We start from the raw sequence: 21,942 nt of genomic DNA on the forward strand, positions 1-21,942 counted from the left end.
ATACCGTTGCGCTCAGAGATGACGACCCATGTGAGAGCCGGCCTGCGCCGGACACGCGGATGGCTGACCGGCAGGCCGTGGCTGACCGACCTGGCGCTGGGCGGCGGGCTCACCGCGTTCGACGTGATGACGCTGTCGGCCCGGACGCCGGCGCCGAGCGTGGCGGGCCTGGCCCTCTGGGGGCTGCAGACCGTTCCGTTGTTCTGGCGGCGCCGCCGCCCGGGTCTGGCGCTGGCGGCGATGACGATCGCCTTCGCGGTGTTCGAGGCGGCCGACCCGGTCCCGGGGAAGACACCGGGCCCGTACTTCCTGATCTTCGGCGTGTTCGCGGTCGCCCGCCGGGCCTCGGCACGGGTGAGCCTGGCCTGGACGCTGCCCGCGCTCGCCGTCGCGGTGACGGCGGACCTCCTCACCGGCCGGTCCGGGCCGCCCCGTCTCGACTCCCTCGAACCGATCACCGCGACGACCTTCGTCGCGTACTTCCTCGTCGCCTGGCTCCTGGGGTACGGCGCACGGCGGATCGACCTCGACGCCCGCCGGCTCCGGGACCTCAACGAACGGCTCCGCGCCCAGCAGGAGATCAACGCGCGTCAGGCCGTCGTCACGGAGCGGGCGCGCATCGCCCGCGACCTGCACGACGTCGTCGCGCACCACGTCAGTGCGATCGCCGTGCAGGCGCGTTCCACCGAGGAGATCGTTCAGGACGATCCGCGGCTCGGCCGGCGGGGCGTGGCGCGCATCGCGGAGACGGCCGACACCGCGCTGGTCGAGATGCGCCGCATCCTCGGCCTGCTCGCCGCCGAGCCCGAGAGCGTCGGCCCGGAACCGTCTCTCCGCAACGTCGACCGCCTCATCGAGGCGGCGGAGGCCACCGGCTGCCGCGTCACGGCGGCGCTCGACGCGCCGGCCGACGCGGTGCCGGCCGCGATCCAGGTCTCGGCCTACCGGATCCTGCAGGAGGCGGTGACGAACGTCTTCCGGCACGCCGGTCCCGTCGACGTCCGGGTCGCCGTGCGCGTCGGCGACCGCGGCCTGACGATCGAGGTCGAGAACGCCCCGGCCGCCGCCGGCCACCGGCCGGTCCCGGGATCCGGCCGCGGGCTAATCGGCATCCGCGAGCGCGTCACGGCCTTCGACGGGACCCTTCACGCCGGCCCGCGCCCGCACGGCGGGTGGCGGATCCACGCCACGCTTCCACTCCAGGGGCTTCGATGACCATCCGGGTGCTGCTCGCCGACGATCAGGAGATGGTACGGGCGGCGCTGCGCGCCGTCATCGACCGCCGCGAGGACCTGTGCGTCGTCGGGGAGGCCGCCGACGGCGATCAGGCGGTCGAGGCCGCGTCCCGCCTGCGGCCCGACGTCGTGGTCATGGACGTCCGCATGCCCGGGACGACCGGTGTCGAGGCCACCCGCCGCATCCTCACCGAATGGCCGTACGAGGACGCGCCGCCACGGATCCTCGTGCTCACGACCTTCGACCTGGACGAGTACGTGCACGCGGCCCTGCGCGCCGGCGCCTCCGGCTTCCTCCTGAAGAACAGCCCGCCCGACCAGCTCGCGCATGCGATCCGGGTCGTCGCCGGCGGTGAGGCCATGCTGGCCCCGAGCGTCACGCACCGGCTCATCAGCGCGTTCACCGCACTGCCCACCGGCCTCGTCCCCGGCACGCCCGCTCCGGCGCCGGACCACCGGGGACGCCTCGACGCGCTCACCGAACGCGAACGGGAGGTGCTCATCCTGATCGCCCGCGGGCTGTCCAACGCCCAGATCGCAGACGCGCTCGGTCTCACCCAGGCCAACGTGAAGAGCCGCGTCAACCGCATCCTCACCCGGCTCGGCCTCGAGAACCGCGTCCAGGCCGCCATCCTCGCCCGGGACGCGGGCCTGATCCCGCCCGGGCAGTGAAGCGGAGGCTCCGCCGGTGGCAGAGCGGCGGAGCCTCCACGGCGCCCGCCCGCCGAGGACGACGGCGGCCCGGCCGCACCGGGACCGCCGTCGTACCGATCAGCGGGACAGGATGTGGTCGCGGGCCTCGGCGTACCGTTCGCGGATCGACGGGACCGCGTCGGCCTCGTACGTCTCCAGGCCCGCGCGTTCCCAGCGCGGCGGCTCGGCCGCGCCGGACAGCGCCCAGGCGGCCTGGGCGGCCGCGCCCTCGGCGACGTACTCGCCGGTGGGCGGAACCAGCACCGGCCGGCCGAAGACGGTCGGCGCGATGCGGCGTACGGCCTCCGAGCGGGCGGCGCCCCCGATGAGCAGCACCCGGTCGGCCCGCGCACCCTGGGCGAGCAGCGCGTCCAGCCCGTCGGCGAGGCCGCACAGCATGCCCTCGATCGCCGCGCGGGCCAGGTGCGCCGGCGTGGACGTGGCCAGGCGCAGGCCGTGCACCGAGCCGGTGGCGTCCGGCCGGTTCGGCGTGCGCTCGCCCTCCAGGTACGGCACGAGGACGAGGCCGTCCGCGCCGGGCGGCGCGGACAGGGCCAGCCGGGAGACCTCCTGGTGGTCGACGCCGAGCAGGGCCGCGGCGGCGTCGAGCACCCGGGCGGCGTTCAGCGTGCAGACCAGCGGCAGGAACCGGCCCGTCGCGTCGGCGAACCCGGCGACGTCACCCGCTGGGTCGGCGGACGCCCGCTCCGCCGCGGTGAACACCGTCCCGGAGGTGCCGAGGGACACCACCACGTCGCCGGGCCGCAGGCCCAGTCCGAGTGCCGCGCCCATGTTGTCGCCCGTGCCGGCCGACACCAGCGCGCCGGACGGCGTACGCCCGGCGGCCTCCGCCGGGCCGAGGACGCGCGGGAGCTCCGGCACCCGCCCGAGCGCCAGCTCCAGCAGGTCCGGCCGGTACTCCCCGGTGGCGGGGGACCAGTAGCCGGTGCCGGACGCGTCGCCCCGGTCGGTGACGAACTCACCGGTCAGCCGCCACGTGAGGTAGTCGTGCGGCAGGCACACCGACGCCGTACGGGCGGCGGCCTCCGGCTCGTGCCGGGCCAGCCAGCGCAGCTTGGTCACCGTGAACGACGCGACCGGCACGCTGCCGACCGCGTCGGCCCACTTGGCGGGCCCGCCGAACTCCTCGACGAGGTCCCCGGCCGCGCCGGCCGAGCGGGTGTCGTTCCACAGCAGCGCCGGCCGGACGACCTCACCGGTCTCCGTACGGCACACCATGCCGTGCTGCTGGGCCGCGACGCCGATCGCGGCCACGTCGTCCAGGCCGCCCGCCGCCTCCGTGGCGCGGCCGAGCGCGTCCCACCAGGCGGCGGGGTCCGCCTCGGTGCCGTCCGGGTGCGGCGCCTGACCGGCGCGGACGACCGCGCCGGTCTCGGCGTCGGCGACGACGACCTTGCAGGACTGGGTCGACGAGTCGACCCCCGCGACGAGACTCATCGCCGCCCCCGGGACGGCGCCGTCAGGACGCGGTTCACCGGGCGCCGAGGATGTGCTCGACGGCCAGCTGGTCGAGGCGCTCGTAGTGGTAGCCCCGCTCGGCGGCGGCCTCGACGTCGAAGTCGTCCTGCGCCAGGGACTCGTAGGTCTCGCCCTCCGCGAGGGTCGGCACCGCGAGCTGGTCGGTGCGCGAGGCGGCCAGGGCCTCCTGCACCTCCGGGTCGGCGCGGAACGCCCGCGCGCGCTCCTTCAGGATGAGGTAGGTGCGCATGTTCGCGGCGGCCGAGGCCCACACGCCGGAGAAGTCCTCGGTGCGGGTCGGCTTGTAGTCGAAGTGGCGCGGCCCGTCGTACCCGCCGTTCTCCAGCAGGTCGACGAGGAAGAAGGCGCTCTTCAGGTCGCCGTGGCCGAAGACCAGGTCCTGGTCGTACTTCGGGCCGTGCTGGCCGTTCAGGTCGATGTGGAACAGCTTGCCGTGCCACAGCGCCTGGGCGATGCCGTGGACGAAGTTCATCCCGGCCATCTGCTCGTGCCCGACCTCGGGGTTGAGGCCGACCATGTCGGCGTGCTCCAGCGAGCCGATGAACGCCAGCGCGTGGCCGATGGTCGGCAGCAGGATGTCGCCGCGCGGCTCGTTCGGCTTCGGCTCGAGCGCGAACCGGATGCCGTAGCCCTTGTCGGTGACGTACGTGGCGAGGGTGTCGATGGCCTCGCGGAACCGGTCGAGGGCGACCCGCACGTCCTTGGCGGCGTCGGACTCGGCGCCCTCGCGGCCGCCCCAGAAGACGTACGTCTTGGCGCCCAGCTCGGCGGCCAGGTCGAGGTTGCGCATGACCTTGCGGAGGGCGTACCGGCGGATGTCGCGGTCGTTGGAGGTGAACGCGCCGTCCTTGAACACCGGGTGGGTGAACAGGTTCGTCGTCGCCATCGGGACCTTGAGGCCGGTCTCGTCGAGCGCCTTGCGGAAGGCGGCGATCGCCTTGTCCCGGTCCGGCTCGACGGCGAGGAGGTCGTCGTCGTGGAACGTCACCCCGTAGGCGCCGAGCTCCGCGAGCCGGTGCACCGACTCCACCGGGTCGAGCGGCGGCCGGGTCGCGTCACCGAACGGGTCGCGCGCCTGCCAGCCGACGGTCCACAGCCCGAAGGTGAACTTGTCCTCAGGGGTGGGTTCGAACATCTCGTCTCCTCATTTCGTTCAAGCTCTGGACTAATTAAAACCCGCAGGTGCCCGGTGTCAACAGGGGAGGGGTTGCATGATTAGTCTGTGAACATGCGAAATGAGATCACGCCCGTCCGGCACGGCACCATGCGGGCCCGTAACCTGGCCGTGGTGCTGGGCGAGATCTCCCGTCGCCAGCCGGTCAGCCGCGCTCGTCTCGCCGACGTCACCGGCTTCACCAAGACCACCGTATCCAGTCTCGTCGCCGCGTTGAAGGCCGCGGGCCTGGTCCGCGAGGACGGGCCCGTGCGCGACGGCGAGCGCGGGCGCCCCGCCACGGCCGTGTCGGTCAACGGCGACCGCGTCGCCGGCCTCGGCCTGGAGGTCAACGTCGACTACCTCGCCGCCTGCGTGCTCGACCTCGGGCGGCGGATCCGGCACCGGCACATCGTCGCCGCCGACAACCGGGGACGCGCGCCCGAGCGCGTCATCGGCGCGCTGACGGACCTCGCCGAACGGGCGATCGCCGCGGCGGGGGACCAGGGCCTGACGGTCGCCGGCGCCGTGGTCGCGCTGCCGGGCACGCTCGACCGGGCGGGCGGCCGCGTGCGCACCGCCCCGAACCTCGGCTGGCGCGACGTCGCGGCCGGGGAACTGCTGGCCGGCGGCCTGCCGACCCTCGCGCTGCCCGCCGACCAGGACAACGAGGCGAACCTCGCCGCCCTCGGCGAACTGTGGTTCGGCCACGGGCCGGAACTCGGCTCCTACGTTCACGTCTCCGGCGAGATCGGCGTCGGCGCGGGCATCGTCGTCGACGGCCGGGTGTTCCGCGGCGCGCACGGGTTCGCCGGCGAGCTCGGCCACGTCGTCGTCGACCCGGCCGGGCCGCCCTGCGCGTGCGGCGGCCGGGGCTGCCTGGAACAGGTCGCGGGCCAGGAGGCGATCCTGCGGGCGGCGGGCATCCCCGACACCGTCGGGACGTCCACCGCCGGGCCCGACGGCCCGCTCGCCGCGCTGGTCGCGCTCCTGCGCGACGGCGACGGCCCGGCCCTGGCGGCGGTGCGCCGGGCGGGGGAGGCGCTGGGCCAGGCCCTGTCCGCGGCGGTCAACCTGTTCGACCCGGACACGATCGTGCTCGGCGGCATCTTCTCCGCGCTCGCCCCGTGGGCGTCCCCGGCCGTCGAGGAGGCACTCGGCGGCGGCACCGGCGTCGTACGGCACGCGCCGCCCCGCCTGACCGTCTCCCGCCTGGGCGGCGACGCCGCCGCCCTGGGCGCCGCCGCGCTCGTCGTCGAACGCGTCATGAACGACCCCGCGCTCCTCATGGAGGCATCGGCCCATCCGCACGGCCGGTGACGCGGGAATTCGGCAGCGTTACCCTAATGCCGAGTCGGTGCCCGGCCGGTGCCGTCTGGGGCGGCGTAAGTTCGACGAAACCGCGGATTTGGCGCTGGTTTATGTAGAATTTATGGGTGACCGCTCCGCGACCCACGCTGACTCGACGGCATGCCCTGGGCGAGACGAGCGCGCGCTCTCTGCTGCTGACCCTCCTGGGCGAGTTCGTCCTGCGGTACCAGGAGCCGGTCTGGACCTCCACGCTGGTCGAGGTGCTCGACGAGCTCGGCGTGGAGGAGAAGTCCGCGCGGCAGGCGCTGGCCCGTACGGCCGCCGACGGATGGCTCACCTCCGAGCGGGTCGGGCGGAGCGTCCGCTGGTCTCTCACCCCGCCCGGACGGCAGCTGCTCACGGAGGGCGCGGAGCGCATCTACGGCTTCGGCGCCGAGGCCGCCGCCTGGGACGGCGTCTGGCTCATCGTGTACGTCTCCGTCCCCGAGTCCAGGCGCCGCCTCCGGCACCAGCTCCGTACGAAGCTGAGCTGGGCCGGCTTCGGATCGCCCGGCCCGGGCATGTGGATCGCGCCGTCGGCGGCGCGTGAGGCGGAGGCGCGGTCCGTCATCGAGGGCCTCGGACTGCAGGCCGGCGCGATGTCGTTCACCGCGCGGTTCGCCGGGGTCGGCAGCGAGCGGGCGATGGTCGAGCGGGCGTGGGACCTGGACGGCGTCGCGGCCGAGTACGAGGCGTTCATCGACGAGTTCGGCGCCCTGCGCCCCGCCTCGCCCGAGTCGATCCTGCTGGCGCAGGCGCGGCTCGTGCACGAATGGCGGCGCTTCCCGTTCCTGGACCCCCGGCTGCCCGCGGCGCTGCTGCCGGCCGGCTGGGTCGGCGTCCAGGCCCGCGAGCTGTTCGACGCCCGCCACGACGAGTGGCACGCCGTCGCCCAGCGGCGCTGGCGCGAGCTCGCCACCGGCTGACGGACCCCTCGCACGGCCTCCACAATGTCAGTGTTCGAACGTATGATCGAACCATGGCCGAGAACGCGACGCTCGCAAGCCGTACCCGTCCCCCACTTCCGGCCCCTGAGGTGGCGGCCCTCGCCCTCTCGCTCGCCCACCTGGGCGCCGGCCCGCAGGCCGCCACGGCCCGCCGGGCCCTGCGCCGCCTGTTCGACGATCTCGATCCGGCCGAGACCGTCGGCACGACACTCGACACCCTGGCCCGCCCACTCGACCCGGCGACGGCGCACCGGGCACGGACCGCGGCGAGCGCGATCACCGCGCGGCTCGTGGTCCGCCTGCACTACGTCGACGCCAAGGGCAACGTCACGGTCCGCGAGGTGGAGCCGGTGACCTGCCTCGTCCACCGCGACCACTGGTACCTCGTCGGCTGGTGCCGGCTGCGCCGGCACATCCGCGCCTTCCGTTTCGACCGGATGCTGGCGCTGGAGGCCACCGAGATCCCGGCGCGCCCGCATCGCGCCGAGCGCTTCCTGCCCTTCCAGCCACGCGCGACGCGGACCGCGCACTGCCGCCGGTGACCCTTCGCCGTGGGTGACTCCTCACCGCGGGTGCGGACGGCGGGCGGTCCGGTTCATCCGGGCCGCCCGCCCGCACCGGCGGACGGAGCCCCGCGGCCGACCGGTTCCGCGGTCCGTCCGTGTCGGCGGCGCGGTGGCGTCGGCGGACCGGCTCCGCACTCCGTCCGCGCGGGCGCGGAGCCGTCTCAGCCGACCAGTTCCGTGCGCAGCTTCGTCTTCAGGATCTTGCCCGCGGGGTTGCGCGGCAGTTCTCCCGCGCGGAACCAGATGTGGGCCGGCACCTTGAACGACGCGATCCGCTCGCGGAGGAACGCCTGCAGCTCCTCCGGCGTGACCGTCATGCCGGGGCGGAGGCAGACGACCGCGCCGACCTCCTCGCCGAGCGCCTCGTGCGGCACCCCGATCACGGCGGCGTCGGCGATCGCGGGGTGGTCGTACATGGCGGACTCGACCTCGGCGCAGTAGACGTTCTCCCCGCCGCGGATCAGCATGTCCTTGGCCCGGTCGACGATGTAGACGAATCCCTCCGCGTCGATACGGGCCAGATCCCCGGTGTGGAACCAGCCGTCGCGGAACGACCGGGCGGTGGCCTCGGGGGCGTTCCAGTAGCCCTTGATGACGTTCGGCCCGCGGACGAGGAGCTCGCCGACCTCGCCGGCGGGCAGCTCCGCGCCCGCCGGGTCCACGACCTTGACGTCGCACACCGGGACCGGCGGGCCGACGCTGTCGGGGTGGGTCAGGTAGTTGATCCCGCTGTTGTACGTGGTCACCGCCGACGTCTCGGTCAGGCCGTACCCGTTGCTCGGGACGCGATCGGGGAGCAGCTCCTTGATCTTCTCGACCAGGGCGGGCGGTGCGGGCGAACCGCCGTACGACACGGACCCGAGGCTGGAGGTGTCGTACTTGTCGAACTCGGGGGACGTCAGCAGCTGCCAGGCCATCGTCGGCACTCCGCCGAACGCCGTGACCCTCTCGCGTTCGATGAGCTGGAGCGCGCGCTCGGCGTCCCACTTGCGCATCAGGACGATGGTGCTGCCGAGGACCGCGCTCGCCACGAGCACCGTGTGGCAGCCGGTCGCGTGGAAGAGCGGCAGGCTCGTCAGCGTGATGCGCTGCTGGGGGTTGGCCAGTTCATCGATCCGGCCGCCCGCCTGCAGGCCGGCGCCCAGCATGGCGTACGCCAGGCTCAGGGTGTTGCCGGTGATGTTGCGCTGCGTGCCGAGCGCGCCCTTCGGCCGCCCCGTCGTGCCGGAGGTGTAGAAGATCGTGGCGTCGTCCTCCGGCCCGATCTCGGCGTCCGGGAGCGCGGTCTCGGTGACCTCGCCGAGCACGGTCTCGTACGCGTCGGCGCCGGGCGGCGGCGTGCCCTCGCCGCGTACGACGATCACGGCGAGGCCGAGGTCCGGCAGGACGTCCGTGAGCCGGCCGGCGCGCTCCTCGTCGGCCACCAGCACGCTCGCGCCGCTGTCCCGCAGGCCGTACTCCAGCTCCGGCCCCGTCCACCAGGCGTTCAGCGGGACGACGACGGCGCCGATGGCCGCGGCGCCCCAGAACGCGACGAACCACTCGGGGCGGTTGCGCATGGCGATGGCGACCCGGTCGCCCTTGCGCACGCCGTACCGCTCGGTGAGCCGGCGCGCGAAGGTCGCGGCGTGCCGGAAGTGCTCTTCGAAGGTCAGGCGCTCGTCCTCGTAGACGATGTACGTCTTGTCGCCGTGCCCCCGGCTGTTCTCGAGGACGGCGCGCAGGGACGGGGAAGCGTACTTCCAGACACGGGTCGCCGCGCCGCGGATCTCGACCTCTTCCATCTCGAACAGCTGCCCGGGCGCGGTCAGCTCGGCCCTGACCTCATCCACACTCTTCATCCGCACCTCCGGATCGGAGCCTACGATCCGAACGCCATTCTAGAAAAGCCCCATCCGGGGGACCGCTGCTACGGTTTGCGGGCGACCCCGGCCCAGCAGACGGAACGGCCCGGGGTCTCCCGGAGCGGGCTCGACGCCTCGTCGGGACGCCACAGCGGTGTCCACACCACGCCCGGCTCGATCAGCTCCAGGCCCGCGAAGAACGCCTCGACCTGGGCGTGCGTGCGGACGTGGGCCGAACTCGAGGTCTTGTAGTTGTCCTTCAGGGCCGTCTCCACCTCGTCGTCCCCGTCGTCGGTGGCATGGGAGATCACCAGGTGGCTGCCCGCCGGGAGCGGTTTGACGAGCCGGCGGACCAGGCCGTACGGGTCCTCGTCGTCGGCGATGAAGTGCAGGACCGCGACGAGCAGGAGCGCGACGGGCCGGTCGAGGTCCAGCAGCCGGCGCAGCGCGGGATCGGCCAGGATGCCCTCGGGGTCACGCAGGTCGTGGCGCACGATCGCGGTGCCGTCGACCCCGTGCAGCATGTCCCGCCCGTGGGCGAGCACGACCGGGTCGTTGTCGACGTACACGATCCGGGATTCGGGTGCGATCTCCTGGACGATCTCGTGGACCTGCCCGTACGACGGCAGGCCGGTGCCGATGTCGAGGAACTGCCGGACACCCGCCTCGGCCGCGAGATGGCGGACGGCGCGGCGGAGGAACCCGCGGTTCTCAAGGGCGGCGTGCCGTGCGCTCGGCAGGGCCGCCATGGTGTTCTCCGCCACGACGCGGTCGGCGGGATAGTGGTCCTTGCCGCCCAGGATGTAGTTGTACACGCGCGCCGGGCTGGGGATGTCGGGCCGGAACTCGTCCTGCCGGTCGTCGTCGGTCACGAAGAGCCTCATCGCCGGGATGTCGGAGGCGGCTGATTCTTCCATGAACGTCCGTGCCCGGCGGCTGGATCCGGGAATCCGCCGCCGAACACGGACGACCGTTGGGCGGCCACAGGATCGCCCACATCACCATCACATGCCTGGCCACGGCTGACAATGGGATTGCATCCAGCTATGGGATAGCATCGCGTCACGACGCTGAGGATGCAAGCCCATTGGGAGGTGGGATTGCATCGCGGCGGCCCCCGGCCGGTCGTGCAAGACTCGGGGATCCGCCGCGAGGGAGGTCGAGGTCATGGCGAACGCTGGAGCGAGCGGCCCCACCGCGCTCCGCATCCTTCTCGGATCGGAGCTGCGCCGGCTGCGGGACAAGGCCGGAGTCGCCTCGGCCCAGGCGGCCAGGGCCATCGGCGGATCCGAGTCGAAGATCAGCCGGATGGAGCTCGGGCGCAGCGGCTTCAAGGAGGCGGACGTCGCGATCCTGCTGTCGCTGTACGGCATCACCGACGAGGAGGAGCGCGACCAGCTGCTGACGCTCGCCCGCCGCGCCAACCAGCCCGGCTGGTGGCACAGCTACGGCGACGTCCTGCCCTCCTGGTTCCAGTCCTACATCGGACTCGAGCAGGCGGCGGCCCGCATCCGCACCTACGAGCCGCAGTTCGTCCCCGGCCTGCTGCAGACCGAGGACTATGCCGCGGCCGTCATCTCCCTGGGCGACTTCCCGCCCGAGGAGGTGGAGCGCCGGGTCTCGCTGCGGGCCACACGGCAGCGGCGCTTCCGCGAAGGCGCGCTGCGGCTGTGGGCGGTGATCGACGAGATGGCGCTGCGCCGTCCCGTCGGCGGCCCCGCGGTGCTGCGCGGGCAGCTGGAGTACCTCATGACCGTGGCCAAGCAGCCGGGGCTCACGCTCCAGGTCACGCCGTTCGAGGCCGGCGCGCTGCACGCCGCGCCCGGCGGGTTCACCATCCTGCGGTTCGCCGACCCGCAGCTGCCCGACGTGGTCTACGTCGAGCAACTGGGCAACGCCCTCTACCTCGACAAGCGCGAGGACATCGACCGGTACACCCTCGCCATGGACCGTCTCAGCGTCATCAGCGCCACTCCCGAAGAGTCCATCGATCTCATCGGCACGATCCTGGAGGGCCTCTGATGCACACCGACGACCTGTGGCGAAAGAGCTCCAAGAGCACCCCGGAGGGCAACTGCGTCGAGGTGCGGGTCGTCGCCCGCTGACCCGCCGCCCCGCCGGACACGCGGTATGACGGAAGTGGAGCGACCGGACACGCTCCGTGTACGGTGCGGGCCGTGGAGAACCTGCGGATAGGCGTGGTCGACATCGTCCACGACGACCAGACCACCAACGACCACCTGGCCTGCGCGGTGTGCACCTGGCGGCTCGGAGTGTCGCCGCGCGAGTACGCCCTGCGCCTCGCCCGCCGGCACGACGAGTCCCACCAGGGCGGGCCGCGTCGTCCTCGCCCGGGCGGCGTCACGCGGACGGGCTAGCCGGCGGCCCGCTCGGGCTCGGCCGCGCGGCGGGCCAGGTCCACCAGGTCGTCGGCGCGCAGATCGGGCCAGCCGTGCACCTTCGCCCGCCACTCGGCCGGGACCGCGGACAGGCCGTACCGCGCGCCCAGCATCGCCCCGGCGATGGCCGCGACCGTGTCGGTGTCGTTGCCGACGCGGACCGCGGTGACGAGGCCGTCCGGGAGGCTCCCGGTGCAGGTGACCGCCGACCAGGCGGCCTGCAGCGCGGGCACGACGAAGCCGTTCGGGCTGAAACGCCACGGCGGGCCGGTCTCCGCGTCGCGGAGCCAGGCCGCCCAGTGGCCACGGCGCTCGGCGGGCAGCAGGTCCAGGCCCTCCCGTATGCCGTCGAGCGTCGCGTCCAGCACCGCCCGCCGTACGCCCGAGCACCACAGCACGCAGGCGTCGCCCGCCAGGTCGTCGAAGTGGGTGAGCGAGCTGACCAGCCGCGCGGCCTCGGCGAGTCCCTCCGGGTCGGCCAGGTAGGACAGGGCCACGACGCCGGTCCGCATGAGCGAGCCGTTCCCGGCCGTGCGCCCCGTCTTGCGGTGCAGGTCCGCCGAGGCCTCCCGCATGGCGCGGGACAGCCCGTCGGCGCGTGCGGTGGCCGCCAGCACGCCGGCCGTCTGCAGGCCGACGTCGCTCGCACCCTCGTGGAACCATCGCAGGAACCGCTCGGCGATGCCGTCGAGCGCCTCCTCGGAGCGCAGGTCGGCCCCCGACGCGGCGACCTCGGCCACGCAGACCTGCATCTGGGTGTCGTCGCTGTACTCGCCGGGCGCGTAGGGGCCCAGCCCGCCGCCGGCCATCTCGGGCACGGCGGTCTCCGGCAGGGGCTCGGCGAACTCGTACGGCACGCCGAGCGCGTCTCCGCAGGCCGCGCCCAGGAGCACGCCGGCCGCCCGGTCTCGCTGATCACTGGTGAGCATCATGAGTACGGACGTGCCGGCGGCCCCGGTGGTTCCGTCGGTCATCCCGCGGAGCCGGTGAGCCGGGCGACCTCGCGTTCGTGCGCCTCGGCGTCGGTGCGGGCCGCCTTGGGGCTCCACCGCCCCGCCAGCGGCAGCATGAGGAGGACGAAGGCCACTTCGGCGACGATGCAGATCCACCACCAGTGCTGCCACTGGTGCGGCCCGTCGGCCGCCGCCTTCTTGAGCTTGCCGAGCTCCTGCAGCAGCGCGGGCGGCGGGGGCGTGCCGGGCGGCACCTTCTTGGCGGCGGCCAGGATCTCCGGCGCCCGCGTGAGCGTGTCCATCGCGCCGACCACGTACGGCAGGATGAAGTAGGCGACGCAGACGACGATCCGCAGGGTCCAGCCCCAGACGGCCAGGCCGGTGGCGGTCAGCGCGGGGTTGCGCCGCTCGACCGTCTCGGTGAACGCCGCCATCCAGGGGGTGTACGCCACGCCGAGGCCGACGGCGAGCAGGCTGATGATCCAGATCAGGGTCGACGCGCTCGTGTGCGGATGGGTCGTGCGGGTCATGAACACGTACGTCATCACCACCGCGAGGACCGTGCCGCCCACCATGAAGGGCTTGCGCACCCGCAGCCGGTCAGACACCACGCCCACGATGACGAGGGAGATCGCGTTCATCGCCCAGTACCAGCTGTTGACGCCGTTGGCCTTCGCGGTCGTGAGGCCGAAGTTCGAGGTCAGGTAGATGGTGAAGAACGCGACCGCCGTGTAGTAGATGAGCAGGAACACGCTGACCCCGAGCGCGGGGGCGAGGATGTTCAGGCGCAGCATCTGCCGCCAGGGGTTGCGCAGGTCGGCCTCGCGCTCGGCGGTCGCGGCGCGGGCCTCGACCAGCGTGCGGTCCGCCATGCTCACCATCACCTGGTCCCGCAGCCCCGGCCGCAGTTCCCGCAGGCCGAACAGCGCGACGGCGAACGCCACGAGCCCGACGACGCCGACGATGTAGTACTGGCTGGACCAGGACTCGTCGAAGTGCGGCAGGGTGCGGTTGGCCACGAAGCTGACCACCAGGCTGCCGATCACCGGGCCCAGCGTCCAGAAGCCCATCGCCGAGGCGCGGCCGATCTGCGGGGAGAAGTCGCGGACGAGCGCGGGGGTGGCCACCAGGCACATCCCCTCGACGAGCCCGGACAGGATGGCGAAGACCGCGAAGGTCGCCTTGTTCGGCGCGGCCGGGGTCAGGATCGCGAGGACGCCGGTGGCCAGCAGCCCGTAGGTCACGAGGTTGGCGCGGCCCCACCGGTCGGCGACGCCCGCGGCCAGCGACCCGAACGCGCCGACCAGGTTCGACAGCACCAGGATGTTCACGTAGTAGATGAACGACATCTTGAAGTGCGCGAGCATCAGCGGGGCGACGCCGCCCGCGACGTACAGCTCGTAGTACAGGACGATCGTGACGAGCACCGCCACCGCCAGGTAGCGGTAGCGGGCGGCGGTGTCCGGATAGCGGTCGAGGCCGCGCCGCCACAGTCGGTCCGGCGAGAGGCCGGACGGGGTCGTCGTGCGATCGGTGGGGGCCATCGCCACCTCGTTTCCTGCGGAGATCGATACGGGCGCAACGCTCCGGAGCGCGCACGGCACCCCGCCCCCGAGAACCCGGATGAGCTGTGCCATCCTGGTAAATGAGCGTTCATTCACAGATTGAGATCAATTAGTACGCTCGGGTCGGGCGGCCGTCAAGAGGAGGAGCGAAGCCGGTGACCGAATCGGATCTGCCGCTCGGGGGGTCGCGCGTCCAGCGCCGGCTCGCCGGCGCCGCGGTCGAGCTGTTCTACCGTCAGGGCGCGCTGGCGACCCCGGTCCGGCAGATCACCGAGGCGTGCGACCTGACGCCCGGTGCGCTGTACAACCACTTCGGGTCCAAGGACGAGCTGCTGTACGTCCTCGTCCGCGACATCCACCTGCGGCTGGAGGACGAGGTGGCCGAGGCGCTGGAGGCCGTCGCGGGCGACCCGCTCGAAGAGCTGCGGGCGATCGTCGCGGTGTACGTCCGGCGGCACGCCGACCACCGGGAGACGGCGCGGGTCGCCAACCGGGAGTACCGGCTGCTCGACGGCGGGTGGTACGACGAGATCGTGGCCATTCGCCGTCGACTGCGCGACCGCCTGGCAGACGTCCTGCTCGCCGGGCACGAGAAGGGGATGTTCCGGCTGGTCGGCGACGTCGGCGGCGACGGCCGGGCCGCCGCCGTGCGCACCGCGGTCCCGATCCTGGACATGTGCGTGCACATCAGCGAGTGGTTCCACGACCGCCATCCGCTCGGCGCCGCCGAGCTGCAGGCCCACTACGTGGAGCTCGCGCTGCGCATGGCGGGTGCCCGCACCGACTGATCGGAGGTCCTCATGGCGCGACTTCTCCGCCCGTACGCCCAGGCCCGGCCCGACGAGCCCGCCGTCGTCGACGAACACGGCGCGACCACCTGGCGGGAGTTCGAGGCGCGGGTCGACCGGCTCGCGGGCGCCCTCCGCGCGCTCGGCCTGGAGACGGGCGACGTCATCGCCCTGCACTCGGGGAACCGCCGCGAGTGCGTCGAGGTCATGGCGGCGGCCACGCACACCGGTCTGCGGTACGTCCTCGTCAACTGGCACTGGAGCGCGGACGAACTGGCGTACGTGCTCGCCGACTCGGGGGCGACGGCGCTGTTCTCCGAGGATCGCTTCGCCGAGACCGCCGTGGCCGCCACCGCGGAGGCGGGTCCGCGGATCAAAATCGGGATCGGCGACGTGCCGGGCTTCCGGCCGTACGAGGACCTCCTCGCCGCCGGCCCGGACGGCGAGCCCGGCGACCAGGCGCTCGGCTGGCCGATGATCTACACCTCGGGCACCACCGGCCGTCCGAAGGGGGTCAGCCGCAAGCTCGTACGGGCGGGCGCGCCGATCGACACGATGGCGACGGTCGCCCCCACGTACGCGCAGGCCCTCCACATCCCCGAGGGCGGCCGGTCCCTGCTGGTCGGCCCGGTGTACCACTCGGCGCAGTGGCTGTTCTCGTACGTCCTGCTCTGCGCCGGGCGCCCGCTCGTCATGCGGCAGGGCTTCGACCCGGAGGAGACGCTGCGGCTGATCGAGCGGTACCGGATCACCAACGTGCACCTCGTGCCGACGCAGTTCGTCCGGCTCCTGCGCCTCGACGAGGCAACCCGGCACGCGTATGACCTGTCGAGCCTCACCGCCGTGTGGCACGGCGCCGCGCCGTGCCCGCCGGAGGTCAAGCACCGGATGATCGAGTGGCTCGGGCCGGTCGTGTACGAGTACTACGGGTCGACCGAGGCGTCCATCAACACGGTCGTGACGTCCGAGGAGTGGCTGGAACGGCCGGGCACGGTCGGGCGGCCGCTGCCCACGGTGGAGACCCACGTGCTGCGCCCCGACGGCACCCCCTCCAAGCCCGGCGAGCCGGGGCAGCTGTGGTTCCGCTACGCGAGCGGCGACGACGTCGAGTACTGGGGCGACCCCGAGAAGACCGCGTCGATCCACCGGAACGGGCTGTTCACCACCGGCGACATCGGCCACCTGGACGAGGACGGGTACCTCTTCCTCGCCGACCGGGTCATCGACATGATCATCAGTGGCGGCGTCAACATCTATCCGGCCGAGATCGAGAACGTGCTCATCACCCACCCGGCGGTGCGCGACGTCGCGGTGTTCGGCGTGCCCGACGAGGAGTACGGCGAGCAGGTCAAGGCGGTGGTCGAGCTGGAGGAGGGCCACGAGCCCTCGCCCGCGCTGGCCGGGGAGCTGATCGACCACTCCCGCGCCTCGCTGGCCCGCTACAAGGCCCCGCGCTCGGTCGACTTCACCGACGCCCTGCCGCGCACACCCACCGGCAAGCTCTACAAGCGACTCCTCCGCGACCCCTACTGGACCGGCCGGGACAGGCGCATCTGACCCGGACACGCGAGGGCCTGTGACGGGGCCGCGGCCGGGCGTCCTGGCCGAGGTGCGGCCGGGCGCCCTGGCCGGGGTGCGCGCGGTTCAGTACCGGGCGCGGCCGGGCGTCCTCGCCGCGTACGCGTGGCTCAGCACCAGGGGCGGAGCTCGGCGTCCTCGAGGATCCGGCGAAGCTCCTCCTGATCGGCCCGCCAGCCGACCAGGTCGTGGTAGCGCTCGGTCGGCTCGTGGACGACGGGGACCCCGGGAGCGTGCGCGCGCATCGCCCGGGCCAGGGGCGTGGCGCGGTACCGCCAGCCACGGGTCTCGGCGTGGACGCTGACGGCGAGCACGAGCCCCTCTCTCGACGGCCGCCGGTCGAGCCGGCGAATCCGGTCCCACGCGTCCAGCGGAAGGTCGTGCCGGGAGACCGCCTGATCGAACTCGGCGAGGTGCCGCTCGGGGGAGCCCGGGGCGGTGGGGTGCAGCCGGAGCCCCACGCACCGGACCGTGCCCTGGATGAACTCCGTGCGCCGCGAGAACAGCACCAGCGCGCTCACCTCGTCCCAGGGGAACCGCCGCGCGCCGTCCGGGGACGCGACCATGAAGATACCGTCCGCGTCGACGGCGAAGGCGATCCCGCCGGTGCGCCGGGCCCGCGCCAGGCGCACCGCACCGGCGGCGGTCAGCAGGATCGACGCGACCGCCAGCGCGAGGGGTGGGGGGATGCGCTCCGGATGCCCGCCGTGCGCGGCGCCGGCGATCCAGCGGATCGCCTTGCCGCAGAGCAGCGCCCCGGCCGCGACCATGAGGACCGGCGGGAGACGCCGGAACCGCACGACGTACGGCGCCGGCGCGGATTCGGCCGGGAGCTCCGTGGTCACCGCGCGAATCCTCCGCCCCTGAGGCAATCCTCCTCCGGCGCACTGTACTGCGCGGCGTCCGGGATCGCATGAGGAAGGGCGGCCCCCGGGCCCCGACGGACGGGGGCCGGTGTGCCAGGCCCGAACGGACGGGTGGTCGGTGTCTCAGGCGCCGAGTGAGGGGTAGTCGGTGTAGCCGCGGTGGTCGCCGCCGTAGAAGGTCGCCGGGTCCGCCTCGTTGTACGGGCCGCCCGCCGCGATCCGCTCCGGCAGGTCCGGGTTGGCGAGCCACAGCCGGGCGTACGCGATCGCGTCGGCCAGCCCCTCCCGCAGCGCGCCGGCACCGGCCTCGGGCGCCGATGGGAGCGGATTCGCCTCCGGATGCGGGTTGAGGATGAGCGCGCCCGGCCACGCCGCCCGGATCGCGCGCGTCGACTCGCGGTCGCCCGTCTCCATCACGTGCAGGTACGCGAGGCCGAGCGGTGCGAGCGCGCGGGCCAGCGCCGGGTAGAGCTCCGCGGTGTCGGACTCGGTGATGCCGTTCACCGCCGCGCCGGGGGAGACCCGGATCCCGGTCCGCTCGGGTCCGATCGCGTCCGCGACCGCCCCGGCGACCTCCACCGCGAACCGGATCCGGCCCGCGACCGCGCCGCCGTACGCGTCGGTCCGCCGGTTGCTGCCGTCGGCGAGGAACTGGTGGATCAGGTAGCCGTTGGCGCCGTGCAGTTCCACGCCGTCGAAACCGGCCTCCCTCGCGTTCCGCGCGGCGGCCGCGAAGTCCTCGATCGTCCGGGCGATGTCCTCGGCCGTCATCTCCCGCGGCGTCGGGTGGTCGAGCATCCCGTCGGCGGTGAACAGCTTCTGCCCGGAGGCGAGCGCCGAGGGGGCGACGGGCAGAGCGCCGTCCGGGTACAGGACCGGGTGGCCGATCCGGCCGGAGTGCATGAGCTGCACGACGATCCGGCCGCCCTTCTCGTGGACCGCGTCGGTCACCTTCCGCCAGGCCGCCACCTGCTCGGGGGAGTGCAGGCCCGGCGTGTTGACGTAGCCCTGGCCGATCACGCTCGGCTGGGTGCCCTCCGTCACGATCAGCCCGGCGCCCGCCCGCTGCGCGTAGTACTCCGCGGTCAGCTCGGTGGCGAGACCGCCGTACGCGCGGCTGCGCGTCATCGGCGCCATCACGAGGCGGTTGGGCAGCTCCAGCGCGCCGACGGTCACCGGCTCGAACAGTTCCCTCATCGAGGTTCTCCTTCGTGAAATCGCTGGTGAGAACGCTAGAACCCGGTGACCGCAGGGCGAATCAGTAATGTTTCGGTACTCGGCCACGTAGGTTTGTGGGGTGCTGTACGGGCGGGACGCCGAACGCGAGCGGCTGACACGACTGATCGACGACGCGCGTACCCTGCGCCGGAGCGGCGCCCTTCTGCTGCGCGGAGAGGCCGGGATCGGCAAGTCCGCGCTGCTCGACCACGCCGCGGGCGCGGCCTCCGGGTCGCGGGTCCTGCGCGCCACGGGCGTCGAGGCCGAGCGGGACCTGGCGTACGCCGGGCTCCTGCAGCTCCTGTGGCCGGTGCAGGAGCGGCTGGCGGACCTGCCGGATCCGCAGGCGGACGCGCTGCGCACGGTGTTCGGCTCGGGCGGCTCCGCGGGCTCCAGAGACTCTGCCGGCTCCGGAGACTCTGCCGGCTCCGGAGACTCTGCCGGCTCCGGAGACGCTGACGGCTCCGGGGCTCCGGGTGGCTCCGAGGGTTCGGGCGGATCCCGAAGCTCAGGCGGACGCCGGGGGCCGGGTGGCTCCGAGGGGCCGGGCGTCGGACGGGGCGACCGTTTCCTGATCGGGCTGGCCCTGCTGACGCTGCTGGCCGACCTCGCCGACGAGGAGCCCGTGGTGTGCCTGGTCGACGACGCCCAGTGGATCGACCGCGCGAGCGTGGACGCCTTGTTCTTCGCGGCGCGCCGGCTGTCGGCGGAAGGCGTCGTCATGGTGTTCGCCGCCCGCGACGACGGCGTCGCCGGGCACGGCCTGCCCGAGATCGAGCTGGCCCGGCTCGACCACGCCGACGCCGGGCGCGTGCTCGCCGGCCGGCGGCTCCCTCCAGACCACCGGGCGCGGATCCTGGCCGAGGCCGACGGCAATCCACTCGCGCTGCTGGAGCTGGGCGCCGCCGGGTGGCGGCACGACGGCGGGCACGGGCCGCTGCCGGTGGCCGACCGGGTGCTCGCGGCCTTCCGTGCCCAGATCGGCCGGCTGCCCGAGCGGACCCGGCTGATGATGCTCATCGCCGCCGCCGAGGGGCGTGGCCACCTGCCGACGATGCTCGGCGCGGCGACGGACCTGGGCGTGTCCCTCGACGACCTCGAGCCGGCCGAGCAGGCGCGGCTGATGGAGGTGACCGGCACGGCCGTCTCCTTCCGGCACCCCTTGGTCCGCACCGCCGCCTACCAGGGCACCTCGCTCGCCCGCCGCGTCACCGTGCACCGGGCCCTCGCCGCGGCCGCGAGCGACCCGGACTGCGGGGTGCGCCACCGCGCCGCGGCGGCGACCGCGCCCGATGAGGACGTCGCCGCCGACCTCGAGGCGGCCGCCGTGCGCGCCCGCGACCGCGCGGCCGGGGCGGCCGCCGCGGCCCTGTTCCAGCAGGCCGCCCAGCTGACGCCCGAGACCGGCGGTCAGGCCCGGCGCCTCACCGAGGCGGCCGGGGCGGCCCTGCTCGCGGGCGGCGCCGACCGCGCCGGCGAACTCGCCCTACGGGCCGAAGGGCTCACCGCGGATCCGGCCGCCCTCACCCGGCTGGCGCGGATCCGCGCCGCCGTGGAGTTCGAGCGCGGCGACCCCCGGCAGGCGGCCCGCATCCTCGTCGGGCAGGTCGCCGACGACCGCCCGGCGGCCGCCATGCTGCGCATGGGCGCCTCGTACGCCTGGCTCTCCGGCGACGCGGAGACGATCCGCGCCGCCGCCGAACGATCCGCTGCCGCCGGCCGGCGTGATCCGCTGATCCAGGGCCTGGCGCACCTCGTGAACGACGAGTTCGCGCGCGGCGTCCCCCTGCTGCGGGAGGTCCTCGACGGCGCGCCCGACCTGCCGGACGACGGCCGTACGGGCGTGTCCGGCGTGAGGGCCGAGGAGCCCGGCGCGCTCGTCGAGGCGATCCACGCCGGCCTGATCCTCGGCGACGACGACGCGGCGATCCGGCTGGCCACCGCCGAGGTCGCCCGCTGCCGGGAGCGCGGCCAGATCGGCGAGCTGGCGGGTGCCCTGCAGCGGCTGGCCCAGGCGCAGGTCGCCGCGGGGCTGTTCCGCGACGCCGAGGCGAACGTCGCCGAGGCGATCACGGTCGCCCGTGACACCGGCCGGTCGCAACGGGTCGGCCGGCTGGAGATCGTGCTCGCCCGCGTCGCCGCCGTCCAGGGCGACGAGGAGCGCTGCCGCGCGCTGACCGATGAGGCGCTCGGCGCCGACGGGAGCGCGCCGGGCGCGGAGGCCGCCGCCGCGGCGTGCGCGCGCGGCCTCCTCGACCTCGGCCTCGGCCGGTACGACGACGCGCTGGACCGGCTGGAGGAGGCGCGGCGCCGTCCAGGCGGCTTCACGACCGTCGTGACCGTCGGGGCCGCCGACCAGGTCGAGGCGGCGATCCGTGCCGGGCGTCCCGAGCGGGCGGAGCCGGCGCTCCGCCGGTTCGAGGAGTGGGCGCGGGTCGGCGGCCTGCCCTGGGCGCGGGCGGCCGCGCTCCGCTGCCGCGCGCTCCTGCACGACGACGAGGCGGCGTACGCGGAGGCGCTGTGCCTGCACGACAAGGGCGGGCGGCCGTTCGAACGGGCCCGGACCGAGCTGCTGTACGGGGAGTGGCTCCGACGCGCCCGCCGCCGCTCCGACGCCCGCGAACCGCTCCGCTCGGCGCTGGAGATCTTCGAGCGTCTTCGCGCCGAGCCGTGGGCCGAGCGCGCGCGGATCGAGCTGCGCGCGACGGGCGGGTCCGCCGCCACCACACGCCCCGCCGCCGACCTCCTGGAGCGGCTCACCCCGCAGGAGCTGCAGGTCGTACGGCTGGCGGCGGAGGGGAACAGCAGCCGGGACATCGCCGCGCAGTTGTTCCTCAGCCCGCGGACGGTGGAGTACCACCTCTACAAGGCGTATCCGAAACTCGGCGTGTCCTCCCGCCGTGAGCTCGCCCGCCTGGAGCTGACCGGGTAGCGATTTATACTCCGGGTCCATGGCCGACGAAGCGCTCTCCCCGGATCCCGACCTGGTCCGCGCGTTGCAGGCGCTGTCGAACCCGATGCGGCTGCAGATGCTGTCGTGGCTGCGCGAGCCGGAGCGGCACTTCCCGCCGGAGCAGGCGATCGCCGACCCGGCCGAGGTGGGGGTGTGCGTGAGCCACATCCAGGCCAAGGCGGGCCTGGCCCAGTCGACGGTGTCCGCGTACATGGCCGAACTGCAGCGTGCCGGCCTCGTGCGGGCCACGCGCGTCGGCAAGTGGACGCACTACAAGCGCGACGAGCGGCGCATCGCCGAGCTCGTCGCCGCGCTCGGCCGCACGCTCTGACCC

Annotated in this window: 19 protein-coding genes; 11 read left to right on the forward strand and 8 right to left on the reverse strand. The window is 73.8% G+C overall.

Translation table 11 applies throughout. The features are described from left to right. Window positions 1-18: 18 nt before the first annotated feature. Both NDW01_RS15660 and NDW01_RS15665 read left to right on the forward strand, forming a co-directional pair. Window positions 19-1,215 (forward strand): sensor histidine kinase, encoded by a 1,197-nt coding sequence (locus NDW01_RS15660; RefSeq protein ID WP_252821163.1) that lies wholly within the window; start codon window positions 19-21, stop codon window positions 1,213-1,215. Continuing rightward, complete coding sequence (locus NDW01_RS15665) at window positions 1,212-1,907, forward strand: response regulator transcription factor (protein WP_252821164.1); 696 nt, start codon at window positions 1,212-1,214, stop codon at window positions 1,905-1,907. The genes NDW01_RS15660 and NDW01_RS15665 overlap by 4 nt, the downstream gene beginning before the upstream one ends. Before the next feature lie 99 nt (window positions 1,908-2,006). On the opposite strand, the gene xylB is transcribed toward NDW01_RS15665, so the two are convergent. Then, complete coding sequence (gene xylB / locus NDW01_RS15670; protein ID WP_252821166.1) at window positions 2,007-3,386, reverse strand: xylulokinase; 1,380 nt, start codon at window positions 3,384-3,386, stop codon at window positions 2,007-2,009. A gap of 34 nt (window positions 3,387-3,420) precedes the next feature. Then, window positions 3,421-4,563, reverse strand: coding sequence for a xylose isomerase (gene xylA, locus NDW01_RS15675; RefSeq protein WP_252821168.1), 1,143 nt, complete (start codon window positions 4,561-4,563; stop codon window positions 3,421-3,423). Window positions 4,564-4,656: 93 nt separating this feature from the next. Here xylA and NDW01_RS15680 point away from each other — a divergent pair, with 93 nt between their 5' ends. The 3 genes from NDW01_RS15680 (at window position 4,657) to NDW01_RS15690 (ending at window position 7,420) form a co-directional block, all read left to right on the forward strand. Further along, window positions 4,657-5,901 (forward strand): ROK family transcriptional regulator, encoded by a 1,245-nt coding sequence (locus NDW01_RS15680; protein ID WP_252821170.1) that lies wholly within the window; start codon window positions 4,657-4,659, stop codon window positions 5,899-5,901. 116 nt (window positions 5,902-6,017) lie between these two features. Continuing rightward, complete coding sequence (locus NDW01_RS15685; RefSeq protein ID WP_252821173.1) at window positions 6,018-6,857, forward strand: PaaX family transcriptional regulator; 840 nt, start codon at window positions 6,018-6,020, stop codon at window positions 6,855-6,857. A gap of 53 nt (window positions 6,858-6,910) precedes the next feature. Beyond that, window positions 6,911-7,420 (forward strand): helix-turn-helix transcriptional regulator, encoded by a 510-nt coding sequence (locus NDW01_RS15690; protein WP_252784844.1) that lies wholly within the window; start codon window positions 6,911-6,913, stop codon window positions 7,418-7,420. A 185-nt stretch (window positions 7,421-7,605) separates the two neighbouring features. Here the strand turns inward: NDW01_RS15690 and NDW01_RS15695 are convergent, their stop codons facing one another. Then, window positions 7,606-9,285 (reverse strand): class I adenylate-forming enzyme family protein, encoded by a 1,680-nt coding sequence (locus tag NDW01_RS15695; RefSeq protein WP_252821175.1) that lies wholly within the window; start codon window positions 9,283-9,285, stop codon window positions 7,606-7,608. A 68-nt stretch (window positions 9,286-9,353) separates the two neighbouring features. Next, a complete protein-coding gene (locus NDW01_RS15700) occupies window positions 9,354-10,205 on the reverse strand; it encodes an SAM-dependent methyltransferase (RefSeq protein WP_252821176.1) in 852 nt (283 codons plus the stop codon). Window positions 10,206-10,455: 250 nt separating this feature from the next. On the opposite strand from NDW01_RS15700, the gene NDW01_RS15705 reads away from it, so the two are divergent. Then, window positions 10,456-11,310, forward strand: a complete 855-nt coding sequence (locus NDW01_RS15705; protein WP_252821178.1) for a helix-turn-helix domain-containing protein — start codon at window positions 10,456-10,458, stop codon at window positions 11,308-11,310. Between the two features lie 155 nt (window positions 11,311-11,465). Next, complete coding sequence (locus NDW01_RS15710; protein WP_252821180.1) at window positions 11,466-11,666, forward strand: hypothetical protein; 201 nt, start codon at window positions 11,466-11,468, stop codon at window positions 11,664-11,666. Here the strand turns inward: NDW01_RS15710 and NDW01_RS15715 are convergent. Further along, window positions 11,663-12,661, reverse strand: a complete 999-nt coding sequence (locus NDW01_RS15715; RefSeq protein WP_406567723.1) for an ADP-ribosylglycohydrolase family protein — start codon at window positions 12,659-12,661, stop codon at window positions 11,663-11,665. The two genes, NDW01_RS15710 and NDW01_RS15715, sit on opposite strands and share 4 nt — an antisense overlap. Continuing rightward, window positions 12,658-14,184 carry an MFS transporter gene (locus NDW01_RS15720; protein ID WP_252821182.1) on the reverse strand — a complete coding sequence of 509 codons (1,527 nt, stop codon included), beginning with the start codon at window positions 14,182-14,184 and terminating at the stop codon, window positions 12,658-12,660. The genes NDW01_RS15715 and NDW01_RS15720 overlap by 4 nt, the downstream gene beginning before the upstream one ends. Before the next feature lie 176 nt (window positions 14,185-14,360). Here NDW01_RS15720 and NDW01_RS15725 point away from each other — a divergent pair, with 176 nt between their 5' ends. Both NDW01_RS15725 and NDW01_RS15730 read left to right on the forward strand, forming a co-directional pair. Then, the gene (locus NDW01_RS15725; protein WP_252821184.1) at window positions 14,361-14,993 is read left to right on the forward strand and encodes a TetR family transcriptional regulator; all 633 of its coding nucleotides are present in this window, start codon (window positions 14,361-14,363) and stop codon (window positions 14,991-14,993) included. 12 nt (window positions 14,994-15,005) lie between these two features. After that, window positions 15,006-16,550 carry an AMP-binding protein gene (locus tag NDW01_RS15730; RefSeq protein ID WP_252821186.1) on the forward strand — a complete coding sequence of 515 codons (1,545 nt, stop codon included), beginning with the start codon at window positions 15,006-15,008 and terminating at the stop codon, window positions 16,548-16,550. 131 nt (window positions 16,551-16,681) lie between these two features. Here NDW01_RS15730 and NDW01_RS15735 read toward each other — a convergent pair whose 3' ends face one another. Further along, entirely contained in the window at window positions 16,682-17,416 is a 735-nt protein-coding gene (locus NDW01_RS15735) for a hypothetical protein (RefSeq protein ID WP_252821188.1), read from the reverse strand. Window positions 17,417-17,560: 144 nt separating this feature from the next. Next, window positions 17,561-18,634: an alkene reductase gene (locus NDW01_RS15740; RefSeq protein ID WP_252821190.1), complete on the reverse strand. Its 1,074-nt coding sequence runs from the start codon at window positions 18,632-18,634 to the stop codon at window positions 17,561-17,563. A gap of 100 nt (window positions 18,635-18,734) precedes the next feature. Here NDW01_RS15740 and NDW01_RS15745 point away from each other — a divergent pair, with 100 nt between their 5' ends. Together NDW01_RS15745 and NDW01_RS15750 are read left to right on the forward strand one after the other, a co-directional pair. Beyond that, window positions 18,735-21,587, forward strand: a complete 2,853-nt coding sequence (locus NDW01_RS15745) for a helix-turn-helix transcriptional regulator (protein WP_252821192.1) — start codon at window positions 18,735-18,737, stop codon at window positions 21,585-21,587. Window positions 21,588-21,606: 19 nt separating this feature from the next. Continuing rightward, the gene (locus NDW01_RS15750; RefSeq protein ID WP_252784855.1) at window positions 21,607-21,939 is read left to right on the forward strand and encodes an ArsR/SmtB family transcription factor; all 333 of its coding nucleotides are present in this window, start codon (window positions 21,607-21,609) and stop codon (window positions 21,937-21,939) included. Window positions 21,940-21,942 lie beyond the last annotated feature (3 nt).

The sequence above is a fragment of the Actinoallomurus soli genome (assembly GCF_024055715.1).
GTDB classification, from domain to species: domain Bacteria; phylum Actinomycetota; class Actinomycetes; order Streptosporangiales; family Streptosporangiaceae; genus Actinoallomurus; species Actinoallomurus soli.

What these genes read in the sequence shown, in the direction of transcription:
- NDW01_RS15705 (WP_252821178.1), top strand. Translation starts at nt 10,456, where the DNA reads ATGGCGAACGCTGGAGCGAGCGGCCCCACCGCGCTCCGCATCCTTCTC.
- NDW01_RS15715 (WP_406567723.1), bottom strand. Translation starts at nt 12,661, where the DNA reads ATGACCGACGGAACCACCGGGGCCGCCGGCACGTCCGTACTCATGATG.
- xylA (WP_252821168.1), bottom strand. Translation starts at nt 4,563, where the DNA reads ATGTTCGAACCCACCCCTGAGGACAAGTTCACCTTCGGGCTGTGGACC.
- NDW01_RS15665 (WP_252821164.1), top strand. Translation starts at nt 1,212, where the DNA reads ATGACCATCCGGGTGCTGCTCGCCGACGATCAGGAGATGGTACGGGCG.
- NDW01_RS15700 (WP_252821176.1), bottom strand. Translation starts at nt 10,205, where the DNA reads ATGGAAGAATCAGCCGCCTCCGACATCCCGGCGATGAGGCTCTTCGTG.
- NDW01_RS15680 (WP_252821170.1), top strand. Translation starts at nt 4,657, where the DNA reads ATGCGAAATGAGATCACGCCCGTCCGGCACGGCACCATGCGGGCCCGT.
- NDW01_RS15750 (WP_252784855.1), top strand. Translation starts at nt 21,607, where the DNA reads ATGGCCGACGAAGCGCTCTCCCCGGATCCCGACCTGGTCCGCGCGTTG.
- NDW01_RS15660 (WP_252821163.1), top strand. Translation starts at nt 19, where the DNA reads ATGACGACCCATGTGAGAGCCGGCCTGCGCCGGACACGCGGATGGCTG.
- NDW01_RS15730 (WP_252821186.1), top strand. Translation starts at nt 15,006, where the DNA reads ATGGCGCGACTTCTCCGCCCGTACGCCCAGGCCCGGCCCGACGAGCCC.
- NDW01_RS15740 (WP_252821190.1), bottom strand. Translation starts at nt 18,634, where the DNA reads ATGAGGGAACTGTTCGAGCCGGTGACCGTCGGCGCGCTGGAGCTGCCC.
- xylB (WP_252821166.1), bottom strand. Translation starts at nt 3,386, where the DNA reads ATGAGTCTCGTCGCGGGGGTCGACTCGTCGACCCAGTCCTGCAAGGTC.
- NDW01_RS15720 (WP_252821182.1), bottom strand. Translation starts at nt 14,184, where the DNA reads ATGGCCCCCACCGATCGCACGACGACCCCGTCCGGCCTCTCGCCGGAC.
- NDW01_RS15690 (WP_252784844.1), top strand. Translation starts at nt 6,911, where the DNA reads ATGGCCGAGAACGCGACGCTCGCAAGCCGTACCCGTCCCCCACTTCCG.
- NDW01_RS15695 (WP_252821175.1), bottom strand. Translation starts at nt 9,285, where the DNA reads ATGAAGAGTGTGGATGAGGTCAGGGCCGAGCTGACCGCGCCCGGGCAG.